Genomic DNA, 23,526 nt, shown 5'->3' with positions numbered 1-23,526 from the left:
GATAAGTGATTGAGTATTGGATAAAGTGAAACTTTAATCAGTGGGGGGTGTTCATCCCCCACTGATTATTAGTTGAACCAATCGGGCTTTTACGGGCAGTTGATCCCCCACCTAATTTCTTCGTTTTCGTTGAATTTTGAGGTGGGGGTCTTACTGCCCGTTAATGCGGGATAAATGCATGTAATAGCTATATTTTTATGAAAAAAACACGTATGTTAAGAGAATTAACATACTCATGTCATAAAACCTTACATAAAGTTCTTGATTACTTAAAGTTTTTAGAATATAATTTTCTTATTGTTAGGAAGAGGGGGCAATACAAATATGGATTTTTTAGCTAGGGTAATTGGGGATGTAAATAATATCCTTTGGTCATATGTCATTATTGCGATGTTAATTGGGTTAGGGCTCTATTTTTCATTTCGTGTGAAATTTGTCCAAGTTCGTTACTTCGGTGAAATGATTCGTTTGCTTGGGGATGGAGCAAGCTCGAAAACGAGGAAAGCGCAAAAAGAGAAGAGCGGTGTATCGTCATTCCAAGCATTTTGTATGAGTACAGCTTCTCGTGTAGGTACTGGTAACTTAGCTGGTGTAGCTATTGCAATCTCAGCAGGTGGACCAGGAGCAGTATTTTGGATGTGGTTAATCGCGGTAATTGGGGGTGCTTCTGCATTTGTAGAGAGCACATTAGCGCAAATTTATAAAGTAAAAGATGGGAATGCATTCCGTGGGGGCCCAGCGTATTATATGGAAAAGGGTTTAAATAAACGCTGGTTAGGTGTTGTGTTCTCTGTTCTAATAACAGTAAGTTTCGGATTGATTTTTAACGCTGTACAGTCTAATACTGTAGCAGCTGCCTTTGATGGTGCATTTAAAACAGATAGCAGATTAGTAGGTCTTGTTATGGCTGGTTTACTTGCAGTTATTATTTTCGGCGGAGTAAAACGAATTGCTCGCGCGGTTGAAATGATTGTTCCAGTAATGGCAATTATTTATGTAGCAGTGGCATTATTCGTTGTTGTAACAAATATTACGGCAATTCCATATGTATTTAAAGAAATTTTCTTACATGCTTTCGGAATTAAAGAAGTAGTAGGCGGAGGATTAGGAGCTGCGATTTTATTAGGGGTAAAACGTGGATTATTCTCAAATGAAGCAGGTATGGGTAGTGCGCCAAACGCAGCAGCGACTGCAAACGTAACGCACCCAGTTAAACAAGGTTTCATTCAAACTTTAGGGGTATTTACAGATACATTATTAATTTGTAGTTGTACAGCATTTATCATTCTTTTATCAGACGTGCATAATGCAGCTGATTTAAATGGAATTCAATTAACGCAGCAGGCGTTAAGTCAACATATCGGTCCATGGGCTTCTATATTTGTAGCAGTTGCGATCTTCTTGTTTGCGTTCAGTTCATTAGTAGGTAACTACTACTATGGTGAAACAAATATTGAATTCTTAAATGGAAGTAAAGTGCTATTAAATGCATACCGCATTGCTGTACTTGGTATGGTTATGCTAGGATCTGTAGCGACAATTCAAATCGTTTGGGATTTAGCAGATTTATTCATGGGAATTATGGCTGTTATTAACTTAGTAGCAATTGTATTCCTTTCAAAGTACGCTTTCGCAGCGTTATCAGATTATATTAAGCAAAAGAAACAAGGGAAAGATCCAGTCTTTTATGCGGAGTCTATTCCAGGTTTGAACAATACAGAGTGTTGGGATAAGCCAGCGGTAGCTGATAAAGAAAAAGCAGTATAATGAGGTGAGCATCAAGTGAAACTTGATGCTCATTTTTTGTTGGTTCAGCTATTTGTGTGAAGTGAAACTCCTGCTCATTAAAGTTTCGCTTTATAATGAAAAAGACGAACATTCATGAATGTTTCATAATAAAATGTATTTTTTTAAGAAAAGTGCGGATATGAGTTGTGATTTATGTTAGAATGGAAAATGCCTTTGAAATAAGAGGTTTTATGATCTTTCCTATCCGATTGAAGACTTTGGAGGAGAAATGGAAAGTTCGGATTATTTCTTGTTTTGAATGGTCAGACGTTCAACGTTAATGAAGAGTTAAATGGAGGATTTTATTAATGAAGTTTGTTATGTTCCTTGTAGGATTACTCGTTGTATTTGTACTCGGTTTTCTTATAAGTGCCGATCGAAAGAAGATTAAGTATAAACCAATCGCAATTATGCTTATTATTCAGCTAGCATTATCTTATTTCTTATTAAATACGCAAGTTGGTTATATTTTAGTAAAAGGAATTTCAGATGGATTTGGCGCACTTCTTGGATATGCGGAAGCTGGAATCGTTTTCGTATTTGGTGGTCTTGTTAATAAAGGAGAGGTTTCATTCTTCTTAACAGCGTTATTACCAATCGTATTCTTTGCGGTTTTAATCGGAATTCTGCAACACTTTAAAATTTTACCGATATTTATTCGTGCTATTGGTACGTTGTTAAGTAAAGTAAATGGTCTAGGAAAACTAGAATCATATAACGCAGTAGCAGCTGCCATTGTTGGACAAGCAGAAGTATTTATTACAGTAAAAGATCAATTAAGTAAAATCCCAAAACATCGTTTATATACATTATGTGCATCTTCTATGTCGACAGTGTCGATGTCAATCGTTGGTTCTTATATGAAAATGATCGAACCGAAATATGTAGTAACAGCACTTGTATTAAATTTATTTAGTGGTTTCATTATCATTCATATTATTAACCCGTACGATATTACAGAAGAAGAAGATACACTGAAATTAGAAAATAAGAAAAAACAATCATTCTTTGAAATGCTGAGCGAGTACATTATGCTTGGTTTCACGATTGCGATTACAGTAGCAGCTATGTTACTCGGTTTCGTAGCATTAATTACAGCAATCAATAGCTTGTTTGATACAATGTTCGGTATTACATTCCAAGCTATTTTAGGATATATTTTCTCACCATTAGCATTCGTAATGGGCATCCCGCAAGCAGAAATGGTAACAGCGGGACAAATTATGGCAACAAAATTAGTATCAAACGAGTTTGTTGCGATGCTTGACCTTGGAAAAGTAGCTGGTGATTTATCGGCTCGTACAGTTGGTATTCTTTCTGTATTCCTTGTATCATTTGCGAACTTCTCATCTATCGGAATTATCGCAGGTGCAACGAAAGGTATTGATGAAAATCAATCAAATGTTGTATCATCATTCGGTTTACGCCTTGTGTACGGTGCGACGTTAGTAAGTATTCTATCAGCGATTATCGTTGGTGTTATGTTATAAAAAAAGGATGGCTCTAGCTCATAGCTAGGGCTATTTTTTTTATGGTAAATTTGCATGAAAAAACCAATTAATTAGGAATATATTAACATATAAAAATCTTTTAAAATTTATATTGCATTTCACCTAGATAACGCTTACAATTTGATTTGTAGGTGGTATCAATTTCAGACTTTCAAGTATGGTAGGAGAGAAGAAGCTACCTTTTATAAATTGCAATTTATGTAAACGCTTACTGATTTTAGATGACAGTTGAATAGTTTTAGGGGTTTTAAATTTTTTTAACAACAATGGTCAGACGTCATTCGTTATACGTTATACGACCAATAACTCGTGGGAGAAGTGGAGGATTCACATATGAAGTTCGTAATGTTTCTAGTCGGTTTACTTGTAGTGTTTGTACTAGGTTTCCTTATCAGTTCAGATCGTAAGAAGATTAAATATAAACCAATTGCACTTATGCTCGTCATTCAATTGGTACTTGCGTATTTCTTACTAAATACAAAGGTCGGATTTGTATTAGTAAAAGGGATCGCAGATGGATTTGGTTCTATTTTAAAATTTGCGGAAGCTGGGGTTAATTTCGTATTTGGTGGTCTAGCAAACGATGGACAAGCACCATTCTTCTTAACAGTATTATTACCGATTATTTTCTTAGCAGTATTAATCGGGATTCTGCAACATATTAAAGTTTTACCGATTATCATTCGTGCAGTCGGTTTCCTATTAAGTAAAGTTAACGGTTTAGGAAAACTAGAATCATATAATGCGGTAGCAGCTGCAATCGTTGGTCAAGGGGAAGTATTCATTACAGTAAAAGATCAACTAAGCAAATTACCGAAAAATCGTTTATACACACTTTGTGCATCTTCAATGTCTACAGTATCGATGTCAATTGTCGGTTCTTATATGAAAATGATCGATCCAAAATATGTAGTAACAGCACTTGTATTAAACTTATTCAGTGGATTCATTATCGTTCATATCATTAATCCATATGAAGTAAAAGAAGAAGACGATATTTTAGAATTACAAGAAGACAAGAAACAAACATTCTTTGAAATGTTAGGCGAATATATTATGCTTGGTTTCTCAATCGCTGTAACAGTAGCGGCGATGTTAATCGGTTTCGTGGCATTAATTACAGCAATTAATGGTGTATTCGATTCAATTTTCGGAATCACATTCCAAAGCATTTTAGGATATATCTTCTCACCATTAGCATTCGTGATGGGTATTCCAACATCAGAGATGTTACAAGCAGGACAAATTATGGCAACAAAATTAGTAACGAACGAATTCGTTGCAATGCTTGACCTTGGTAAAGTAGCTGGTGATTTATCAGCTCGTACAGTAGGTATTTTATCTATCTTCCTTGTATCATTTGCGAACTTCTCATCTATCGGAATTATCGCAGGTGCAACGAAGAGTATCGATGGCAAACAAGCAAACGTTGTATCATCATTCGGTTTAAAACTTGTATACGGTGCAACGTTAGTAAGTATATTATCAGCGATTATCGTTGGGGTTATGCTTTAATAAATTTAAAAAAGCAATGAGCGTAGGCTCGTTGCTTTTTTTGTTTAACTTGCTTTATCCAAGTCTCTTTTAAAACGTGGTTTCTCTAAATAAGTTCCCAGTCTCCAGACATATTCCACTGGCCCCATTCGGTATTTCTGGAGCCAATAGGTGCTAACGAATAATTGAATCGTATAAATTCCGATGGTTAAAAGAATACCGAAGAAATAGCCGATTTTCCCGTATAAGCCAAATCCATATGCGTAAAAAATGGTTGTTGCGATAATAGATTGCGCTAAGTAATTACTAACGGACATTTTCCCCATGTTCGCTATGTATGTTAGTAGACGGGTTGCTTTTTTGTAATGGAATAATAAAATGATTGTGCTTCCGTAAAAGAAGGTCATAGTTACTGGTGTAAGGCCATCTTGTAACATAATTAAAACCGGGTGTTTTATGAACATAGCTAAGATTTTAATTGTAAAAGAGAAGAGACCGGTGGCAAACCATATTTTTTTGACAGCAGGTATATGTTTACTGACCTCAAATAGCCAGCCTTTTTTCCCTACATACATTCCGAGTAGGAACAGTGGAGACATAAAAATTATTGCGAAAACTGATATGAAAAATAATCCGAATGCACCGTCAATTCCCATGTAATCAAAAGGATTTTCAGTCAATCTAAAGTTGACGTGATCCATATAGCTTCCAGTTTGATGGACTTTATGTTCTTTTTCAGTATAAGGTGCGAAATCATTTATATTTGTAGATGGATCAGTTTGATAAGACATAAGTGTAATAAGTGCGAGTAGAATAATCGCCCAAATAAGCAAAGTTTTCGGTTTTCGATTGATGAACATCATTAAAAAAATCCCGATTATTCCGTATGCAAATAAAATATCTCCCTCCCAAACAAAAGTGCCATGAATGTAGCCGAGTAGTAAAAGAATGATAATACGTCTTATGTATGTGGGGAAGAATTTTTTGCCTTTTGCGATAATACTTTTTTGTAACAAAATAATGCTAAGCCCAAATAGAAAAGAAAATAGGGATATAAAGTTATGTGTGCCGAAAAATTGAATAAACCAATTAGCACCTTTATCAAGATCGCCAAATAGATAAGTTGGTTTTTCACTGGTGAAGAACCCAAATTGAATTAATGTCATATTGACTAGTAAAATGCCAAACAAAGCGAAACCACGAATTGCATCAACAGCTTCTACACGTTGATTCATTTTTCCTCTCCTCGTATATTCGTTTTTATATTGAAAATAATACCATTTTATATCTGGCACTATGTCAAATATGAGGAAATTTAAGGTGATTTTAAGATAGAGAGCAAACAAAAAAATCACCTTAATACATGTATTAAGGTGATTGAAATATTACTCAGCTGGAGGCGTAAATGTACGTTTCTCTAATTCAGCATCTAGCATAAACAGTGCGTTTGAATCGCTTGTAATACGTTTTAGTTTTTGGATGATGCTATCGAATGAAGCTTCTTCTTCAACTTGTTCGTCAACGAACCATTTTAAGAATGTAATTGTTGCATGTTCACGCTCATCCCAAGCGATATCAGATAAGTTGTAAATACGTTTCGTTACTTCACGCTCGTGCTCAAGTGCGACTTCAAAAGCGTTTAATACAGATTCGTATTCGTTATTCGGATTATCAAATCCAGTAATAATAGCGCGCTCTCCGCGGTCATTAATATAGTTGTAAAGCTTCATTGCGTGGAAACGTTCTTCTTCAGCTTGTACAAGGAAAAAGTTAGCGAATCCATCATAGCTCTCAGCTGTACAGTAAGCAGCCATTGCCATATAAGCATGGGCAGAGTAAAATTCAAAGTTCATTTGTTCATTTAATGCGTCGTGCAATTTTTTTGATAACATAAAATCCCCCTTAGTATTGTGACAAGAATATTATACCATAATTGATAATATTCTCATTTAGATACTTCGAACCTTTTCGAAAGCTTTGTGACGTGTGCGTCCATAATGTCTTGTAAGTCTAAATCATATTTTTGCGAAAGAATAATAAGGTTAGATAGTACATCGCCAAGTTCTTCTTTTAGTTCTTGTTTTAGCTCTTCTTCTGTTTTCGCATCTTCATCAGGGCGATCGCGGCCGATTTCAATAGCACGAACGACTCGTGAAACTTCCCCAACTTCCTCGGTTAAGAAATTTAAGCGAATAAAGGCATTATACTGTGACCAGCTTCGTTTTTCGTAAAATTCCTCAACCCATCTTTGAAATGCAACGATATCCATTTCTTCCTCATCTCCTCAATATGTTGTACAATGTTCATTGTATCATAACAATATATAGTTTCGGGGTGTAGGGATGAGAAAGATTTGTGTGTTTGCAGGTTCTAATTTAGGGGAGAGACCAGAGTTTAAAGAGCAGGCAATTCAGTTAGGTAAAATGTTTGTTGAGAACGAGTATGAGCTCGTATACGGTGGTTCATGCGTTGGATTAATGGGAGAAGTAGCAAACGAAGTTCTTCGTTTAGGTGGACGTGTAACAGGTGTTATGCCACGCGGTCTATTCCGAGGAGAAATTGTGCATACAGGATTAACAGAATTAATTGAAGTAGAGACGATGCATGAACGTAAAGCGAAAATGGCAGAGCTTGCAGATGCTTTTATTGCGCTTCCAGGCGGATACGGAACGTTTGAAGAACTATTTGAAGTTGTATGTTGGTCACAAATTGGTATACATAATAAGCCGGTTGGTTTATTAAACATAAAAGGTTTTTACGGACCAATTCTGCAAATGGTTGAACGTGCAGCAGAAGAAGGATTTATGAATCCATCAAATAAAGAATTGATCGTTTCAGCTGAGACGGCAGATAAACTAATTCATGCAATCCAAAATTATGAGCGTCCTGTTTTGGGAACAAAGTGGAAGCAACTATCATAGCAAATACGGAAACACATGTGTTTTTAATTTGGTTAAATATGTTAATGTTGAGATATGATGTTTTTTGGAAAAGGAGAAATTGATGGAGGAGTTTGTGTATTTACGTCCTGTTTTTAAAAGTATTTTAGCAGCGTCTATTCTTGTTATGCTAATCGTTTCAACACAGAAGAAAGAGCTAATTAATGAATTTTCGTTTTGGTTTATTTCGATATTGTGTATCGGTGTTTCGGCGATAACACTCTTTATGATTGGCTTTATTGTTGATGAGTATAATTTGGCTGGAGATCCACAATCGTTTTGTATGTTTATTGCGATTGGTTGTATTAGTGGCCTGAATTTCATTATTTATTACAGAAGGCAATAAAAGAGGCATTCCATATTACTTTGGAATGCCTTTATCATTTTGATTGCTTTGTTTTTTATAGATGTCTTTGGAAACACATGAAAGTTTATTTTAAAAAAGCATGTGTTTTTAATTTGGTTCAATATATTGATAGTGAGATGTGGAAGCGTTTGAAGAGGGGAAGTAGATGGAGGGATGTTTTGATGAATTAAAAAAGAACATCTGAATAAAGGGTGAGTAAGGAATTATTGAGTGACATATAATTGTTCCGTTAAAGGGTCAGATTGTGGAAGATACCGAATGTTTTTATGAAGTTACTAGAGGTTTTTTTAATCGAAATGAGAATAAATTTTATAGATGTAATCCTTTGGAAATTTTTAATCAGCTATGTATCATAATCTAATCATTAAAATGAAAATTGGAGGAGAGATGAGCATGGGGCGTTCTGTATTAAAAATGTATAACTACCACTTATGGGCAAATGAAGTTATTTTAAATCGCTTAAAAGAACTACCGCAAGACATTTTCCATAAGGAAGTTAAGAGTGGTTTTTCTTCGGTTGCAAAAGTAATGTCTCACATATACCTCACAGATTTAGCCTGGTTTGAGATTATTTCTGGTAAAAGCATGAGTGATGCAATGGTACACACAGACCAATTGAAAGAGCAGCTGGAAACAAAAAATATTGAGGAAATGAAAACTAGTTTTTATGAATTATCTAAACGATACAAAGTACTTTTAAGTAGTCAACAAGATTATGAAAAAGTGGTTGAGGTTGATAATCCATATGCTGGGCACCTAGATACGACGGTTTCTGAAACAATACTACACGTCGTCACCCACGGAGCATATCACCGTGGGAATATAGCCACAATGTTGCGGCAAATGGGTTATACCTCTGTTATGCAAGATTTTGGACTGTTTCTATATTCAAAATGAATTCTTTTTATTTACCATAGAATATGGGTTTTTATGATATTTTTTGGGGACTGCTTTTATTATTGGTTTAAGTTTAATTATGTAATATAGAATAAAGGCATTCCATATTATTTCGGAATGCCTTTATTGTTATTTTTATTTTGTTTTTTATACAGGTACCAGCCACCCCATCCGCCACCAATTGCTACGACAACGAGGAAAGCATAGTCTTTAACCTCGACACGTATATTGAAAATATTAGCTATAAGTAAGAGAATCCCAACTGTTATCAACGCAAAAAATGCTCTAATTAAGTAGTCTTTCAACTGAACCACTCCCGTCATTTAAGTAGTAAATGATGAATTTGGAAAAGCTTTTTGGATCTATGATACTAAAGGGTGTTTCCTATATTTTAACATAGATGAGATTGTAATATATTGATAAAAGTAGGGGAGAGGGGCGCTGATATTGTCGTGATTTGTCGGCAAATTGATATCCTTTGTCAAATCGTTGATATATTGCGGGTAATGATCGATATAATGAAAAAATCGTTGATATATTGCGAGTTATGATCGATATATTTGAAAAATCGTTGATATAATTTCGTGTACCGTTAAGTGCGACCATTACATAAAAAAGCGACTCTAAACGAGCCGCTTCCGCTTTAAAGTCTATTATTGATTCAAGAACGCACGTAGCATCCAAGCGTGTTTTTCTAGTTCTGTGTAGATACCTAGTAGTAGGTCAGATGTCATTTCATCGTCAGAATCTTGAGCGATTTCCATGCCTTTTTTCAGTTCGACTAGCATCATTTCGTAGTCTTTCATGATTGCTTCGACCATCCCTTCTGCAGTTTCTCCGTATGCTGCTTCTTGAATAGAAGATAGTTCTAAGTATTCTTTCATTGTTGCTACTGGTTTGCCGCCAATTGCTAAAATACGTTCTGCAATTTCATCGATGTGAGTAGCTGATTCTGTGTAAAGTTCTTCGAATTTCTCGTGTAATGTGAAGAATTGAGGTCCTTTTACATACCAATGGAAGTTGTGAAGTTTTGTGAATAAAACGCTCCAGTCTGCTACTTGTTTGTTTAATACTTCGATTACTTGTTTGTTCATTATGATCAATCTCCTTTTGAGTTGTTATGTGATATCAATTACTAATTTATAATTATTATAATCTAGTAATCTCTATAAATCAACCCTTTTGCTGGAATTAATTTGAACAAATTATGAACTGTTGTAAATAAAAGGCCCTATTACGGTGAAGTAATAGGGCCTTTGTTTGAGATATGGCTCTTGTTCTAAACGAGCCGCTTCCGCTTTTATTTGTTAAACAGCCTTTTGTTTTTCTTCTACATCCTGTCCATCCCAGCACTCTGTATTCTTTAAGCCAGGGATAGAGTTTGCAACGAAGACAGGATCTTTGCCTTGTTTCTTTTGCTTCAAATAGTCTACTAATGCAGCGTAAGCAAATTTGCTAAGGAATGAGATGGCAATTAAGTTTGTGAATACCATTAGTCCCATGAATAAATCAGCTAAACTCCAAACTGTTTTAAGAGCAGCGATTGATCCGAAGAATACCATTCCGACAACTGCAACACGATAAATCATTAACCATGTTTTGCTTTCTTTAATGAATGCGATATTTGTTTCACCATAATAGTAGTTTCCTAGAAGTGAACTGAAAGCGAATAGGAAAATAATAATCGCTAAGAAAGTGCTTGCCCACGGTCCAATTTGTGAACTTAATGCGTTTTGTGTTAATTCGATGCCTTCTAAATTTGATCCTTTGTAAAGTCCAGAACATAATACGATAAATGCTGTTGATGTACATACTAAGAATGTATCTACGAAAACGCCTAATGCTTGAACAAGCCCTTGTTTTACAGGGTGAGATACATCAGATGTTGCGGCTGCATTAGGAGAACTACCCATTCCTGCTTCTGTAGCGAATAAACCGCGCTGAATACCGAACTTGATTGCTGCTCCAATACCACCAGCGATGGCTTGGTCTAAACCGAATGCACCGTTAAAGATTTCCATGAAAATGCTTGGTAACATACTGAAGTTGTTAATAACGACAAAAATAGCCACGCCGATATAAACGATTGCCATTGGCGGAACAATCATTTCTGTAATACGTGAAATGCTCTTAATACCACCAAAAATAATAACTGCAACTAATAAGGCTAATAGAGCTCCTACGATCGTTCGCTCTAGTCCAAAAGCATTTTCAAACGCTATTGTTACTGTATTCGCTTGAACTGAATTGAAAATTAATCCGTACGCAACTGTAATAAGAAGTGAAAACCAGACGCCCATCCAGCGTTTGTTTAACCCTTTTTCCATGTAATATGCTGGTCCACCACGGAACCTACTTCCATCTTTTACTTTATAAATTTGCGCAAGTGTACATTCTACGAAACTAGTAGCTGCTCCGATAATCGCGATAAACCACATCCAAAATATTGCGCCAGGTCCACCCATTGAAATTGCTAATGCTACGCCAGCTAAGTTCCCAATACCGATACGTGCTGCTGCACTTAAGCAAAATGCTTGGAATGGGGAGATGCTATCTTTCTTTTTTTCTTTTCGATTAAACCCTTTACTAATTAAGCTGACCATCTCACTGAAATGAGTAATTTGGACAAATTTTAATTTAAAAGAGAAGTAAAGACCGAAGCCGATTAGCATTGCAATAAGAATATATGACCATAAAATATTATTCGTTACCTCAAGGAATCTGCTAAAGATATCAACCATATAATACACTTCCTTTTTTTCGTAATAAGAAAATTATATGCAAAAAATATACGAGAATCAATTTTTCTAAAAAATTATGTTACTTAAGTCATTTTTGTGTTATGATTATGTTACATCGTAATATTTTTAGAATTATTTACATTTTAAAAAACTAAATTTAAAGCGAGAAGGTGGGGATAATTTGAAAGAAGATTCTTTATTGAAAGTAAGCCTTGAGAGTTTGAAAATGAGAAGTAATATATTTTTTATCATTACATCTTTAAGTATCTTTTTAGGGTCCACTTATTATTACAATAAAAGATTTCCAAATCACAAATATCCTGAGTGGTTAGAATTTCTAAAGCTGATTGGATGAATAAAAGACAGAAAAACAGAAAATTAAAATAAATAAGTTATGGAGGAGCTAAAAATGAATATTAGAGAAAGTGAACTTCCGGGTATTGGTTATAAGTTTCAAATCGTTACGAAAGGTAACGAAAAGATGGTAATTGTTATTCATGATGATGGACGTAGAGAAATGTATCATTTTGATTCAGACCATGAAGAAAGCATCTCAAGTATTTCACTACGTGACTCAGAGGCAAGACAAATTGCAGCAATATTAGGTGGAATGGTATATAAGCCTAGGGCGTTAGAAAATGTTGAGATGGTTTTTGAAGGTTTAGCGATTGAGTGGTTCAAAGTGGAGAATACAGCTCCAGCAATCGGAAAAACAATTGGCGATCTTGAAATAAGAAAAACATATAGCGTAACGATAATCGCGGTTATGAAGAAGAACATGAAGAAGCTATTTAATCCAGGACCAGAAACAGTAATTGAAGAAGGAGATATGCTGGTAGTTTCAGGTGAGAGAGAAGAAATTAAAAAAATCATTAATGAATTACTTTCAAATAGGGGGGACTGATTAGATGGATACGTTAATTTTTGAAGTTGGTACAGCTTTAGTTTTAGTGGCAATTGCAGCAGTAATTGCTGGAAAATTTAAGTTCTCAGTAATTCCTTTTCTAATCGTTCTTGGAATGTTAGTAGGACCGCATGCACCGACAATAGGTGTTATCGATCTCAAATTTATTGAAAGTGCAAGTGTAATTTCCTTCCTTGGACGGATTGGGGTTCTATTCCTTCTATTCTATCTAGGATTAGAATTTTCAATGAAAAAACTAATTAAATCTGGACGCTCTATTGCGATTGGTGGAACGATTTATATTTTAATTAACTTTTCACTTGGTTTGTTATACGGATTTATAATGGGATTCCCATTACTAGAAATCTTAATTATTGCGGGTATTATTACGATTTCTTCTAGCGCTATCGTTGCTAAAGTGTTAGTGGACTTAAGAAGAACTGGTAATAATGAAACCGAATTAATTTTAGGAATTATTATGTTTGAAGATATATTCCTTGCTGTATATTTATCAGTTGTTTCTGGTTTAGTACTTGGGGATCACGCTTCCTTCTTAGGTGCCCTTACTTCAATTGGAATTGCTTTAGGATATATGCTTCTATTCTTTATAGTAGCTAGAAAGGCTACGCCGTTATTAAATAAATTGCTCAACATTAGCTCAGATGAAATCTTTATTATTGTAGTATTTGCTTCGTTATTCTTCATTGCTGGTTTTTCAGAAACAATTCACGTTGCAGAAGCAATTGGAGCACTTCTTCTAGGATTAGTTTTCTCTGAGACAGAGCATAGTGACCGAATTGAACATCTTGTTGTTCCATTTAGAGACTTTTTCGGAGCTATTTTCTTCTTCAGCTTCGGGTTAAGTATTGATCCGTTCTCATTAGGCGGAGCGATATGGTTAACGTTAGGCGCTGTCCTTCTTACGATAATCGGTAACTTTGTAGCAGGAATGATCGCAGGAAGACAAGCTGGATTATCTCATAAAGCATCAACAAATATCGGATTAACAATCGTTTCAAGAGGAGAGTTCTCCATCATTATGGCTAATATCGGTATCGCTGGTGGTTTAATGTCAGTACTGAAACCATTCTCAGCACTATACGTGCTTATACTATCCATTTTAGGCCCACTTTTGACAAAAGAGTCGAAGAATGTATATAAATTCTTAAATAAAATCTTTAAGTGGGATACGAAGACTAACTAAATTAAAAAAAATAAAAGTACAAGATATTTCCTGCTTGTACTTTTATTTTTGTAATGAAAACAGTAAAGAGAGGTAAATGATGTTAGGAGAGTTGATTCATTCGGTTTTAGTTTTTTTAGAAGGACTTGGTTATTGGGGAATTATGCTTGGATTAATGCTAGAGGTTATTCCAAGTGAAATCGTATTGTCTTATGCAGGTTATTTAGTATCAACAGGAAGCATTACATTTTGGGGCGCTGTCGCGTTCGGTACAATTGGTGGTGTAATTGCACAACTATTCATTTATTGGATTGGTCGATATGGAGGAAGACCTGTTCTTGAGCGATATGGAAAATATATTTTAATTCAGAAGAAACATATTGATTATGCTGAAGATTGGTTTAATCGTTATGGAACTGGCGTTATCTTTACCGCACGTTTTATTCCGGTTGTGCGTCATGCTATTTCGATACCAGCGGGTATTGCGAAAATGTCACATGCTAAGTTTATTACGCTAACTACATTAGCTGTTATTCCGTGGTCCATTGTGTTTGTATATTTAGGTTTTAAATTAGGAACAGAGTGGGAAAGTATTAATAAAGTTGCGGGGCCATATGTGAAATACTTTGCACTTGCTGCTATTGTTTGTGCAATTGGTTATTTTGTATTAAAAAAAATGATGAAAAAAAAGTGATTACAGAAAAGGAATCTATGTCGACGTAGATTCTTTTTTATTGGCATTTTTTCAAGGATGAAAGAATACGTTTAATATTTACCATATTGTGGCATACATATAGAAAAAGGGTGCTTGGAAAGGGGAATAAAGAGAAATGGAACTCCAGTTTCAAAATGTATATCAACAGGTAGAGAATTGGTATGTGTTGGATTCGGAGCTTCCTTGGGATGTCAAAAAGTTGAGAGAGGATTTGTTTTCTCTTATTGAAGTATGTAAAACGCCCGTTATTTTTTGTGATACGTGTGATGCAAACGATGTGCTTCTATCATTAGGAGAAGAGGAAGAAGAGTTCCTCTTCCCAGTAGGTGGTTTTTATCATAAAGAAAAGCAATTAATTTTCGTTTGTATATGGGAAGAGTATGAGCAAGTTCTCAAAACGCTACTGCATGAATTCCGCCATGCGATGCAGCATAAGAGAGATATATTGTATGTGGGAAGTGAACGGTACGAAGAGCGGTGGATTGAAAAAGATGCGAGGAAGTTCGCGGAGAGGAAATTGGATGAATATAAGAGTAGAAAGTTAATGTAAAGCATAGTGGAGAAATAGCGCTGTGCTTTCTTTGTACTTATTAAAAATAAGTATTTGACTTTTATAAAGTTTAGTTCTAAACTAATGGTATGAAACAAGCGAGGTGATGAAATGAAAACAGAAGATAGACTAGGGCTACTATTATGGTTTCGTTTATCACGTTTTTATAATAAGAGTATTCGTGAGACGAATCAGCATTTGAAGAACTGGAATGTATCTGCCGCCCAGTTTGATGTGTTAGCTCAAGTTGGAGGACATGATCGTTTAACGCAGCAAGAACTTGGAAATAAGCTATTTGTTACGAAAGGAAATGTAACGCAGCTTTTAAATAAAATGGAGCAGCTTGAGTGGATTTCGCGTGAACAAGAGGGTACTACGAAATATATTTCTTTAACAGAAAAGGGAAGAGCTTTATATGAGGAAATCGTCCCACCTCAAGAAACGTTCCAAGCAGAGAAGTTTCATAATTTAAATATAGAGGAACAAAAGCAATTATTAACACTACTAAAAAAGTTACAGTAAGAAAAAATTTTAAAATAAATCTCGAATTCGAGATAGTATGAGGTGAAGGATATGTTTAGAAAAGTTGATCATAAAAATATGGGCAGAGCAAATCATGGCTGGTTAAATACACATTTTCATTTTTCTTTTGCTAATTACTATAACCCAAATAACATGAACTTCGGAGCGTTACGTGTTATTAATGATGATCTAGTAGCGGCACAAACTGGTTTTGATATGCATCCGCACCGTGATATGGAGATTATTTCTTACGTTGTAGATGGTGCTTTAACACATGAAGACAGCATGGGAAATCGCGGAACGATTGAGCGTGGACATGTTCAATATATGAGTGCTGGCACGGGTGTATTTCATAGCGAGCATAATTTAGGAAATGAAACGCTGCGTTTATTACAAATTTGGATTTTACCAGACCGTGCGGATCATAAACCAAACTATGGTGAGTTTAAATTTGATTGGAGCAAGCGCGAAAATGAATGGTTCCATATGGTATCTTCAGTAGAAGGAAATGCACCAATTCAAATTCACCAAGATGCGAATTTATACTCCTTATCATTAGAGGCTGGAAAAGAAATTCATTTTCCAGTGAAAGAAGGCCGTCAATTGTACCTTGTACAAATTGAAGGAAGCAGTGTAATCAATGGTGAAAATCTTGTTATGCGTGATGCAGCAGAAGCGGTAGAAGAAGATATTCATATTGAAGCAAAAGAGCAATCTCATTATTTAGCAATTGAATTGAAAAAACAATAAAATGCGTAAAAAAAAGAGGACATCCGATAGGATGTCCTCTTTTTTGATTGGAATTGTCTGAAAAATGTTTCTCAAATTTTGGGTAGAGGTATCAGCTGTAAAAATCAGAATTGTATAAAAGTGTCAAAAATCTTTATGGGAATGGGGAATGTTATAGTGAAAAAGCAAGTCATTTCATCAGCATTAGCGTTAACTGTTATCGCCGGGGGATTTGGAGCGTTTGGGGCAACAACAACGAAAGCGGAAGAACAAAAAATTCAATATCATCAAGAATTTAAAACACCTGCATACATAGGTGAAGAATGGAAAGCACCGGAAGGACTAGATAAAAAAGAGACGGTCTTTCAATACTTAGAGAGTAAGAAAGATATGTTTAAATTAGCAGGAAATATTGAAAAGCATTTTAATATCGTTGGGGAAGAAAAAGACGCTGAATCTGATACGACACATGTGAAGCTAGTTGAGAAACATAATAACATTCCTGTGTACGGTTCTGATCAAACTGTTACACTTGATAAAGAAAATAATGTAAAAGCATTCTTCGGACAAGTTATTCCGAATTTAGATGATAAAAATATTCCTGCAGCTGCAAGCATTACTGCGGAACAAGCAGAAACAATTGCAAAGGCAGATATTGAGAAAGAAATTGGTAAAGTTAAGAGTTATGACGGTGTGAAAAAAGATTTATTTGTATATGAAAAGGACGGTAATTACTACCTTGCATACTTAGTTAAGGCATCGATTTCAAAACCAGCTCCAGGGTATTGGCATTATTTTGTTGATGCAACGAATGGAAATGTTATTGAGAAATATAACGCTGTAGATAACATTACTGGATTTGGTTACGGAGTATTAGGTGCTAGACAATCATTTGAAATTGCTCAAGATACGAAAACAGGACAATTCAACTTGTTTGATGGTAAACGAGGACAAGGTGTTCATACATTTGATGCAGAGAATATGGACGAGAACTGGTTTAATTTATTCTCACAAATTCTTGGATATACAGGAGAAGAAGTTGAAAGTAAATCTAAGTTCTTCGAAGATAAAGCTGCAGTTGATGCGCATGTAAATGCAGGAAAAGTATATGATTACTACAAAAAGACATTTAATCGTAACTCTTTCGATGATAAAGGTGCGAAGCTTATTTCTACTGTTCACGTAGGGGAGAGCTGGAATAACGCGGCTTGGAATGGTGTGCAAATGATGTATGGTGATGGCGATGGAAAAACATTCATTCCATTATCTGCTGGACTTGATGTTATCGGTCACGAATTAACGCATGCTGTAACTGAACATACAGCAAACCTTGTTTACAAAAATGAGTCAGGGGCGTTAAATGAATCGTTATCTGACATTATGGGTGTTATGGTTGAGAAGAAGAGCTGGGATTTAGGTGCTGACATTTATACACCTGATAAACCAGGCGATGCACTTCGTTCACTAAAAGATCCAGCATCTATTCCAAACCCATTAAAACCAAGTGAAGGTTACCCAGATCACTATAGTAAACGTTATACTGGAACAGCTGATAATGGCGGCGTTCATATTAACAGTAGTATTAATAATAAAGCTGCTTATTTAGTATCTGAAGGCGGAGATCATTACGGCGTGAAAGTAACTGGAGTGGGCCGTGAAGCGACAGAAAAAATTTACTACCGTGCGCTTACGAAATATTTAACTGCAAACTCTGACTTCAAAATGATGCGTCAAGCTGCACTTCAGTCAGCTGAAGATTTATATGGTAAAAACTCTAAAGCTGTACAAGCTGTAACGAAAGCTTATGATGCAGTAGGCGTAAAATAATAAGAGAAAAAAACCTGACTAGAGTGTCAGGTTTTTTTTCTTTATCCCGCTAGTCGCGAATGCCTAATGCGATTTTCGCCATACGTGACATACGTTCTTTCGACCACGGTGGATTCCAAACGACATTTACTTCTATTTCATTAACTTCAGGTACGTTCGTTGATAATACTTTTTTAACGTCTGATACGATTTGCCCAGCCATTGGACAACCGATAGAAGTCATAGTCATCGTAATGACAGCATTATTATTTTCATCTGCTGTAACATCATACACTAATCCAAGATTAACGATATCAACACCTAGTTCAGGGTCAATAACAGCTTCTAAATTGGCAAATAATTTATTTTCAAATGCTTCTTGTGACATAAGCAGCCCCTCCTACAATTTAATGATATCGATTCTCATTATAACGGAAATGAGTATAATGTGCAGGAAATGAGCTCAAAAAAATATCCCTCTTTGAAAGGGGGATATTTTTTTGAAAATCTATTCTGTTTTAAAGTGAGATACGAGTTGATCTAACTCTTCAACTGTTTGTTTCATTTTTCCAGCAGTTACTGCCATTTCATTCATAACGATAACTTTTTTTTCAGCAGATTGTGCCGTTGCGGCAGTTTCGCTGGATACTTCAGTCGAGATAGAAGCGATGTTATTAAGTGAAGCGTTCATTTCTTCAGCACTTGCAGCCATCTCTTCAGCAGTTGCTGATATATCTTGCATTTGAGTAGATACTTTATTTACTTGTTCTACAATTGTTGAGAAAGAAGTACCAGCTTCACGAATAACATTAATGCCTTCAAATGCTTCAGAACGGCCTTGAGACATCATAGAGCTAGCAGTTTCTGTATCATTTTGAATTTGATGTAGTAATTGATTAATGTCTGTTGCAGCTGTTTTAGATTGTTCAGCAAGTTTTCGAACTTCGTCAGCTACGACAGCAAATCCTTTTCCTTGCTCGCCAGCACGAGCTGCCTCAATAGAAGCATTTAAAGCAAGTAAGTTTGTTTGCTCAGCAATATTAGAAATAGATTGTACAGCAGTATCAATATATTTCGTATGAGTGATTAGACGTTCAACCACTTCTGACGTAGCATTTACAGCTTCGTGTATCGTTGTCATTTGTGAAACAGATTTTTGGATAACGGTACTTCCATCGCTAGCATGTTCAGATGTGGCAACAGCAAGTTCCGCTACAGATGAAGCAGATTCAGCAATACGCTGAACACTTACTGCCATATCGTCCATTGCAGTTGAACTTTCTTCCATACTAGAAGTTTGTGATTGAATACTTGCATTTAAGTTGGACATCGAGCTTTGGACTCTTACTGTCGCCTCACGTGATGTATTCGTTTTTTCTAGCATATTTTCAGAAGCAGTTTGTACTTCCACTGATGTTTTTTGAACACGATTAATGATATGTTGTAGGTTTTCTAACATTTTATTAAATGATGTTGCGATAGCACCGATTTCATCGTTGCTATTTACTTGTAGACGTGCCGTTAAGTCACCTTCTTGAGAGGCTAATTCTTTTAGTTTTGTGTCAATTTGTTGAATTGGTTTCACAAGTTTACCAGAGAACCACCATGCAAGAATAATTGCAGCGACAATACAAATAACAAGTGATAAGAAAATAACATATTCGATTAAGAGTGCAGATTGGTCAATTTTTTCAATAGATTGTTCACGTAATTTAGCTTGTTCATTACTGTAATTTGTGAAGTCACCAATTACTTTATAGACAGTTCCGTTCTCTGAAGAAGCTACTTGTAAAGCTTCTTCCCATTTTTGTTCTTTTGCAAGAGTGAATACTTTTTCTTCAACGAACTTTCTCCAAGTAGACCCTAATTCCATTGTACTTTTTACGGACGAAGAAGCATTTGGATTAGAAAGAAGTTTATCTTTTGAATCCTCAAGACGTTTACTCATCTCATTAAACTTGTCTAATTCGACTTGATCATGTTGTAGTAAATAACCTCTTAAAGCAGAGAGCTGTACTTGATAAGCGTCTCCACGTTCTTTTAATTCTGTTGCCAGTGGAGAAATTTCTTTTTGTAATGTTTCAGCTTTACGAGATTGGTCAATAGCAAAAAATAAAATAAATGCTAAGGCGATACCGAATAAAGCGCAAATCGTTCCCATCATGAACATAAGTTTTTTTCTGATACTTACAAAATTCATATGATAAAAAGCCTCCTTTGTGAAATCTTAGTATTAGAATTAATAAATGTAAAAAATTGAAAGAAAGCTTTACTCCAGTTGGAATAAAGCTTTCTTATTTCCTTTAGGAATTATAGCAGACGGAATGAGAGATAGAAAGAGATATTTTAAAGTGAAAAAAGAGAGACTGTAAAACTTGCTTTCCTATACCTTTGAGTTCGTGTCATTTTCACTTTAAGCGTTTGTTTTGAAATGAGAAACGAGAACTTCAAGTTCTTGTACAATTGTTTTCATTTCAGATGATTTGTTAGCCACGATACTCATTTTGTTTACTTGATCACCAGCCGAATGTGCTGTTTGTGATGTTTCTGCAGCAACTTCGTTTGAAATAGAAGCGATATTATTTAAAGCTGCATTCATTTCTTCAGAGCTTGCAGCCATCTCTTCAGCAGTTGCAGACATTTCTTGCATTTGCGTAGAGACTTTGTTAATGTGGTTAACAATTTCTGAGAATGAAGATCCGGCGGTACGAATAACCGTAATTCCTTCAGAAGCCTCTGCTTGACCTTGTGTCATCATGTCATTTGCTATTTTTGTATCAGCTTGAATTTGATGCAGTAAATGGTTAATGTCAGTTGCGGCTAGTTGAGATTGTTCAGCAAGTTTTCTAACTTCATCGGCAACAACAGCGAATCCTTTACCGTGTTCACCAGCACGAGCTGCTTCAATAGAAGCATTTAAAGCGAGTAAATTTGTTTGCTCGGCGATATTCGAAATAGATTGAAGTGCAGTATCGATATGATTTGTATGTGTAATGAGTCGCTCAACTACTTGTGATGTAGCGTTAACGGCTTCGTTAATTGTATGCATTTGTGTAATAGATTTCTCAATGACTTTATTCCCGTTATCTGCTTTTTCTGAAGTTGTGACAGCTAAACTAGTAACAGAAGAGGCGGACTCAGCGATACGCTGAACACTCGTTGCCATGTCATCCATTGCGGTTGAACTTTCTTCAATGCTAGAAACTTGTGAACGAATATTGTGTTCAAGAGCATTCATAGTTTCTTGGGTCCTTGCGGTATTTTCCATAGAAGCGGTTGTTTCAATAAATACATTTTCGGAAGCTTCTTTTACACTTGTTGATGTTTGTTGAACTTGTTTTATTATATGCTGTAAGTTAGTGAGCATTTGATTAAAGGAATTTGCAATGTCACCAATTTCATCTTTACTCGTTACGTGTAATCTAGCCGTTAAATCTCCATCTTGAGAAGCTAATTCTTTTAACTTCTCATCAATTTGTCGAATTGGTTTAACGAGTTTACCAGAGAACCACCATGCTAATAAAATAGACGTTAATGTACATGTAATGAGTGAGAAGAAAATAATATATTGAATAAGTGATGAAGAAGACTCGACATCAGCAATTAATGCGTCACGTTTCTCATTTTCTTCATTTGTATATTTATTAAAACGACCTAAAAGATCATTTACATAATCTGTTTGTGCTAAAGCAATTCTAGATGCTTCGTCCCATTTTCCTTCACGTGCAAGAGGGAGTACCTCATTATCTATGACGCTACGCCATTTTCCTCCCATTAAAATGGCTTCTTTCATTCCTTCTGGGAGCTTTTTGTCACTTGTTACTTTCTCTCTAGTATCAGCTAATTTTTTCCCTTCTCGGTTGAACTTATCTAATCCTTTTTGATCATGTGATAGCAAATATTCTTGTAAACCAGCAACTTGTCCTTGGAACCAATCGCCACGTTCTTTTAAAATCGTCGCTCTTTTTGATACATCATTTTTTAACGTTTCGATTTCACTTGCTTGATTCATGGCGAATGAAAGAATAACAATAAGAGCAATGCTAAATAAAGAAGAAATGCTTAAGAGTGTGAACAGTAGTTTTTTTCGAATACTAACATATTTCATCGTTACCCCTACCCTCATTTAAACTGTTTATTATGATTTATAGATATTTAAAACGAAATTAATAAAAACATTATTATGAAGTTATTAATCTGTTCAATAAAAATTATAGCAGATAATGGAAGGAGTCAGATTGGTATTAGAAAAAGTTCTTAAAATGTATACATTTGCATATCATAAAATTCATAAATAAATATTAGAAATGCTATTGAAATTTGAAATGACATCATGTATACTTCTAATTAGTTGATAACGATTATCAGTATCAACTAAAAACATTACTCTTCGTTATGTTGGTCATACCCCTTTTTGACGACGTAAGTCAGAGACGAAATGTTGAAATATCTTGTGTCCTATTCTACAGAATTATGGTAATCTCCAACCTCAACTTATATGCGTGAGCATGCAAAAAGGATCCTATCCGTGAAGGGATCCTTTTTTGCATACTGTCGCAATTATTGTATATAGACCAGGGATACGTTCTTCGATTCCTTCTGGTGCAGTAGAAGGGAAGACCCATCTTTGATGAGATCCATGTTCTTCAACTAGTTTTTCAATTTTAAAACGTTCTTCCGCCAGTGTTGTAATGATTTCTCCTAGCGTCCAGCGACGGATGGTTGTTTTAGGTAGCGATTCTTTCTGTGCTTCTGTAAGAAGGATGCTATAAGCAACATCATCTTCAATTAATTCTTCATCGAAATAATTTCCACTTGCTCGAAATGATGGATGGTCTACTCCTAATAGCTTTGTGTATATTGGATGGTAATCGCGAAGGATAAGTATCCCACCTGGCTTTAGTAGTTGAGAAATTTTTTTGAAAAGTGGTTTTAAATCTAGAAAGTAATGAAGTACACCAAGCTCCAGTAATACGATATCAAATGATTTGGAGAGATTTACATCTAGTACATCAGAAACGATGTAATGAATAGAGACGTCTGCGGCGTCCGCAAGTTCATTTGCATATTTTGCATTACTTGCTGAAATATCAACAACTGTTACGTCAGAGCCTAAAAGGGCGAGAGCGACAGCTTTATTTCCTTTTGAGCCGAGTAAGTTAATAATACGTTTTCCTTTTGGAGATTGTATGTAAGGTAAATAATGTGCTACTTCGCGTGTGGGATCTTCCATAATTTTTTTTGCATAATCCTCTGGCGTCCCATGGCGATTCGTCCAAGCTTCATAAGCAGCTGTATTCCAGCTTTTTTCATTTATAGTGCTTAGTTGTTTTTGGTTCAATGTTATCACTCCTTTTGTGAACGTATAGGTATTCGGCGG

Annotated in this window: 23 protein-coding genes; 13 read left to right on the top strand and 10 right to left on the bottom strand. The window is 35.5% G+C overall.

Going from position 1 to position 23,526, the window contains the following annotated elements; all coding sequences use genetic code 11:
- Positions 1–324 precede the first annotated feature (324 nt).
- The 3 genes from IBT51_RS13665 to IBT51_RS13655 all read left to right on the top strand — a co-directional run bounded on the left by IBT51_RS13665 (position 325) and on the right by IBT51_RS13655 (position 4,814).
- Positions 325–1,767: an alanine/glycine:cation symporter family protein gene (locus tag IBT51_RS13665; protein WP_000346413.1), complete on the top strand. Its 1,443-nt coding sequence runs from the start codon at positions 325–327 to the stop codon at positions 1,765–1,767.
- 329 nt (positions 1,768–2,096) lie between these two features.
- A complete protein-coding gene (locus tag IBT51_RS13660) occupies positions 2,097–3,278 on the top strand; it encodes a NupC/NupG family nucleoside CNT transporter (protein ID WP_000673841.1) in 1,182 nt (393 codons plus the stop codon).
- 354 nt (positions 3,279–3,632) lie between these two features.
- Positions 3,633–4,814 carry a NupC/NupG family nucleoside CNT transporter gene (locus IBT51_RS13655; protein ID WP_053563400.1) on the top strand — a complete coding sequence of 394 codons (1,182 nt, stop codon included), beginning with the start codon at positions 3,633–3,635 and terminating at the stop codon, positions 4,812–4,814.
- 44 nt (positions 4,815–4,858) lie between these two features.
- Here the strand turns inward: IBT51_RS13655 and IBT51_RS13650 are convergent, their stop codons facing one another.
- The 3 genes from IBT51_RS13650 to IBT51_RS13640 all read right to left on the bottom strand — a co-directional run bounded on the left by IBT51_RS13650 (position 4,859) and on the right by IBT51_RS13640 (position 7,062).
- Positions 4,859–6,028 (bottom strand): DUF418 domain-containing protein, encoded by a 1,170-nt coding sequence (locus tag IBT51_RS13650; RefSeq protein WP_200458464.1) that lies wholly within the window; start codon positions 6,026–6,028, stop codon positions 4,859–4,861.
- A gap of 150 nt (positions 6,029–6,178) precedes the next feature.
- Positions 6,179–6,685, bottom strand: a complete 507-nt coding sequence (locus IBT51_RS13645; protein ID WP_000949403.1) for a ferritin — start codon at positions 6,683–6,685, stop codon at positions 6,179–6,181.
- Positions 6,686–6,738: 53 nt separating this feature from the next.
- Positions 6,739–7,062, bottom strand: a complete 324-nt coding sequence (locus IBT51_RS13640; protein ID WP_000355749.1) for a MazG nucleotide pyrophosphohydrolase domain-containing protein — start codon at positions 7,060–7,062, stop codon at positions 6,739–6,741.
- 73 nt (positions 7,063–7,135) lie between these two features.
- Between IBT51_RS13640 and IBT51_RS13635 the strand changes: the two genes are divergently transcribed.
- From IBT51_RS13635 to IBT51_RS13625, 3 genes are all read left to right on the top strand, one after another.
- Positions 7,136–7,714 (top strand): LOG family protein, encoded by a 579-nt coding sequence (locus tag IBT51_RS13635; protein WP_001225756.1) that lies wholly within the window; start codon positions 7,136–7,138, stop codon positions 7,712–7,714.
- 82 nt (positions 7,715–7,796) lie between these two features.
- Positions 7,797–8,078 carry a hypothetical protein gene (locus tag IBT51_RS13630; protein WP_200458465.1) on the top strand — a complete coding sequence of 94 codons (282 nt, stop codon included), beginning with the start codon at positions 7,797–7,799 and terminating at the stop codon, positions 8,076–8,078.
- Between the two features lie 414 nt (positions 8,079–8,492).
- On the top strand, positions 8,493–8,996 hold the full coding sequence (locus tag IBT51_RS13625; protein WP_000533785.1) for a DinB family protein: 504 nt from the start codon (positions 8,493–8,495) through the stop codon (positions 8,994–8,996).
- A gap of 107 nt (positions 8,997–9,103) precedes the next feature.
- Here IBT51_RS13625 and IBT51_RS13620 read toward each other — a convergent pair whose 3' ends face one another.
- The 3 genes from IBT51_RS13620 to IBT51_RS13610 all read right to left on the bottom strand — a co-directional run bounded on the left by IBT51_RS13620 (position 9,104) and on the right by IBT51_RS13610 (position 11,737).
- Entirely contained in the window at positions 9,104–9,301 is a 198-nt protein-coding gene (locus IBT51_RS13620) for a hypothetical protein (protein ID WP_000656311.1), read from the bottom strand.
- A 348-nt stretch (positions 9,302–9,649) separates the two neighbouring features.
- Positions 9,650–10,090: a Dps family protein gene (locus IBT51_RS13615; RefSeq protein ID WP_001041895.1), complete on the bottom strand. Its 441-nt coding sequence runs from the start codon at positions 10,088–10,090 to the stop codon at positions 9,650–9,652.
- Positions 10,091–10,303: 213 nt separating this feature from the next.
- A complete protein-coding gene (locus IBT51_RS13610) occupies positions 10,304–11,737 on the bottom strand; it encodes an alanine/glycine:cation symporter family protein (protein ID WP_000227591.1) in 1,434 nt (477 codons plus the stop codon).
- A gap of 409 nt (positions 11,738–12,146) precedes the next feature.
- Here IBT51_RS13610 and IBT51_RS13605 point away from each other — a divergent pair, with 409 nt between their 5' ends.
- From IBT51_RS13605 to IBT51_RS13575, 7 genes are all read left to right on the top strand, one after another.
- Positions 12,147–12,641 (top strand): cation:proton antiporter regulatory subunit, encoded by a 495-nt coding sequence (locus tag IBT51_RS13605; protein ID WP_001026075.1) that lies wholly within the window; start codon positions 12,147–12,149, stop codon positions 12,639–12,641.
- A 4-nt stretch (positions 12,642–12,645) separates the two neighbouring features.
- Positions 12,646–13,845, top strand: coding sequence for a cation:proton antiporter (locus tag IBT51_RS13600; protein ID WP_000380223.1), 1,200 nt, complete (start codon positions 12,646–12,648; stop codon positions 13,843–13,845).
- 79 nt (positions 13,846–13,924) lie between these two features.
- Positions 13,925–14,518 carry an undecaprenyl phosphate transporter UptA gene (gene uptA, locus IBT51_RS13595; RefSeq protein ID WP_000900214.1) on the top strand — a complete coding sequence of 198 codons (594 nt, stop codon included), beginning with the start codon at positions 13,925–13,927 and terminating at the stop codon, positions 14,516–14,518.
- Positions 14,519–14,654: 136 nt separating this feature from the next.
- Positions 14,655–15,089 (top strand): DUF3920 family protein, encoded by a 435-nt coding sequence (locus IBT51_RS13590; RefSeq protein WP_000422799.1) that lies wholly within the window; start codon positions 14,655–14,657, stop codon positions 15,087–15,089.
- A 111-nt stretch (positions 15,090–15,200) separates the two neighbouring features.
- Positions 15,201–15,611 (top strand): MarR family winged helix-turn-helix transcriptional regulator, encoded by a 411-nt coding sequence (locus IBT51_RS13585; protein WP_000845486.1) that lies wholly within the window; start codon positions 15,201–15,203, stop codon positions 15,609–15,611.
- A 51-nt stretch (positions 15,612–15,662) separates the two neighbouring features.
- Complete coding sequence (locus IBT51_RS13580; RefSeq protein WP_161114364.1) at positions 15,663–16,361, top strand: pirin family protein; 699 nt, start codon at positions 15,663–15,665, stop codon at positions 16,359–16,361.
- A 156-nt stretch (positions 16,362–16,517) separates the two neighbouring features.
- Complete coding sequence (locus tag IBT51_RS13575) at positions 16,518–18,167, top strand: M4 family metallopeptidase (protein ID WP_069356436.1); 1,650 nt, start codon at positions 16,518–16,520, stop codon at positions 18,165–18,167.
- A 49-nt stretch (positions 18,168–18,216) separates the two neighbouring features.
- On the opposite strand, the gene IBT51_RS13570 is transcribed toward IBT51_RS13575, so the two are convergent.
- The 4 genes from IBT51_RS13570 to IBT51_RS13555 form a co-directional block, all read right to left on the bottom strand.
- On the bottom strand, positions 18,217–18,534 hold the full coding sequence (locus IBT51_RS13570; protein ID WP_000076418.1) for a metal-sulfur cluster assembly factor: 318 nt from the start codon (positions 18,532–18,534) through the stop codon (positions 18,217–18,219).
- 120 nt (positions 18,535–18,654) lie between these two features.
- Entirely contained in the window at positions 18,655–20,346 is a 1,692-nt protein-coding gene (locus tag IBT51_RS13565; protein WP_001012193.1) for a methyl-accepting chemotaxis protein, read from the bottom strand.
- Positions 20,347–20,559: 213 nt separating this feature from the next.
- Positions 20,560–22,254: a methyl-accepting chemotaxis protein gene (locus IBT51_RS13560; RefSeq protein ID WP_053563407.1), complete on the bottom strand. Its 1,695-nt coding sequence runs from the start codon at positions 22,252–22,254 to the stop codon at positions 20,560–20,562.
- Between the two features lie 414 nt (positions 22,255–22,668).
- Positions 22,669–23,487, bottom strand: coding sequence for a class I SAM-dependent methyltransferase (locus IBT51_RS13555; RefSeq protein WP_200458466.1), 819 nt, complete (start codon positions 23,485–23,487; stop codon positions 22,669–22,671).
- Positions 23,488–23,526 lie beyond the last annotated feature (39 nt).

This window comes from Bacillus sp. S71, from assembly GCF_016625265.1.
GTDB classification, from domain to species: domain Bacteria; phylum Bacillota; class Bacilli; order Bacillales; family Bacillaceae_G; genus Bacillus_A; species Bacillus_A cereus.
The sequence above is the reverse complement of the archived record's forward strand: the minus strand, read 5'-3'. Positions and strand labels throughout refer to the sequence as shown.